Here is a 2,166-nt window from a genome sequence, read left to right as displayed (position 1 = left end):
ATAATCCAAAACGAATTATTAATTACAGAAAAAATTAGAAAACATATAAGAGTCCCCTATAAAAAGATGTAAGATTTAAACTTACAGCTCCCTACATCATATTAAATCCATTTACTTTTCCAATTTTCCCTCAAAATTTTATATTTTGTTTATAATCTGATATAATAAGCAATCTTTTTGGTGGTTTTAAATGTATAAAAAAAGTAAGTCTAGTAAAGTTAATAAATTATTTATCCCATCTATTGAGCTTTCCAATAAACAGGTGAAAGAACTAGATAAATCTAAAGAAGCTTTTATTTATGAAGTAATTTATAAAAATATAGATGAATCAGATTATGCAGTATTATACGACAATGAATTAAATTATGAAAAGGAATTAAAGAGTAGTAATTATGAAACTCCAAGTAATGGTAATAAATCTTTATTTTCAGAAGAAGTTAAAAATAGTGAATTGATTATGAGAAAACGAACTCGCCCAACAGGTCGTCCTAATACACCTATTAGTGGGCTTATTACAGCACTTGTTATTTTGAATAACAATGGTTGGACTCATGAAGATTTATTTAATAATTTAAAATACAACCTTTTAACTCGTAGAGCCTTTGGTGTTTATGGTTTAGATGAAAGTATATTTAGTGAAGCTACATTCTATAAATTTCAGCAACGACTTTTAGAGCATTGGATAAATACAGGAGTTAATTTATTAGAATTAACATTTCAAAAATTAACTAATGCAATGGTGAGTGCCTTGGGTTTAAAAACAAATATTGTGAGAATAGATTCTTTTCAAGCAATGAGTAATATCTCTTCTTATAGTAGGGTGAGATTAACTGTAGAAGTTTTAAGCCGTGTTTTTAGAATACTTTCAAAAGAGGATAAAGAGTTATATAAAGAATTATTTGCTCCTTATTTAAAGAAGAGTTCTAATAAATATGTTTATGATTTAAATAGTGAAGAGCGAATTACTAGTCTTGATACACTTGGTGAAGTATACGGAGATATTTATAATAAACTTAATCAAAAGTATTGTGATAATGGAGTGTTTAAGATATTTATTAGAGTCCTCAATGAACAGTTTAGTATTGATAGTGATGATGAAAATAATGATACTGAAAATAAGTTTATCCCTAAAGACAAAAAGGATTTAAGTAGTGGTATGCTGCAATCTCCTGATGATGAAGATGCAACATTTAGAACTAAAAGAGGGGAATCTTTTAAAGGTCAAGCTGTAACAGTAACAGAGATAGCAAATCCTGAAAATGATATAAATCTTATAATAGATGTAAGTACAGATGCTAATAATATTGATGACAGTAATATTTTAGCCTCAAGAATAGATGGTATGAATAAGCAATATACAGATATAAATGAAATCCATACAGATGGAGCTTATGGCAGTGAATCAAATGATAAGAAGCTTGATAAATTGGGAATAACTCTTATACCTACAGCAATAAGAGGAAGGAAATCTAAAGTTGAAATTATAGTATCAGAAACAGAAGTAGGTGATTTTACAGTGGAGTGTCCAGCTCAAAAAGTAATAGCTAATGAAGGTAAAAAAAAGTATAAAGCTCTATTTAATAATAATGAATGTGAAAAATGTCCATTAGTTAATCAATGTAAAATAAAACGAACTAAAAAAGGAAAAATTTTATATTTTAGTAAAGAGCAACTAAAAGCAAATATCAGAAATAATAAAATTATGGATATACCAAAAGAAAGACGAAAATTAAGACCAAATGTTGAGGCTACAATTAAAGAATTTTCAAAAAATCTCAATCATAAGGGGAAGTTCAAGGTAAGAACTAAGTTTAAAATAGCCCTACATGCGATAGCTTCATCCATTGCTATCAATTTAGGAAGGATTTTTAGACTTTTTAGAAAGAAAGTGGTAGATTTTACCATTTTACTTAGAATTTATGTTTTTTTTACAATAAACCCTATTTTTCCTCTAAAAAATAAGCCTACGATGTAGTTTTATTTGACTTATATTTTCTAAATATTTATAATTATTTTGTATTTTTAATTAAGTTGCTTTTGAGAAATAGGTCTTTTAAGAGTCAACTCAATTAAGTAATGCTGATAAACAAACTCCTGCATATAGTTCAATATTTTTAGTTATTTTATAATCTAATGATAAAGGGAGTTCCAAAGCATATATACTGG

Annotated in this window: 1 protein-coding gene; it reads left to right on the top strand. The window is 27.0% G+C overall.

Annotated features, from left to right (window positions below):
• Nucleotides 1-190 precede the first annotated feature (190 nt).
• Complete coding sequence (locus PF569_06345) at nucleotides 191-1,975, top strand: transposase (GenBank protein ID MDA3855857.1); 1,785 nt, start codon at nucleotides 191-193, stop codon at nucleotides 1,973-1,975.
• Nucleotides 1,976-2,166 lie beyond the last annotated feature (191 nt).

This window comes from Candidatus Woesearchaeota archaeon, assembly GCA_027858315.1.
Lineage (GTDB): Archaea > Nanobdellota > Nanobdellia > Woesearchaeales > UBA583 > UBA583.
Note: the sequence above shows the minus strand (reverse complement) of the source record. Positions and strands in the feature narration are given on the sequence as shown.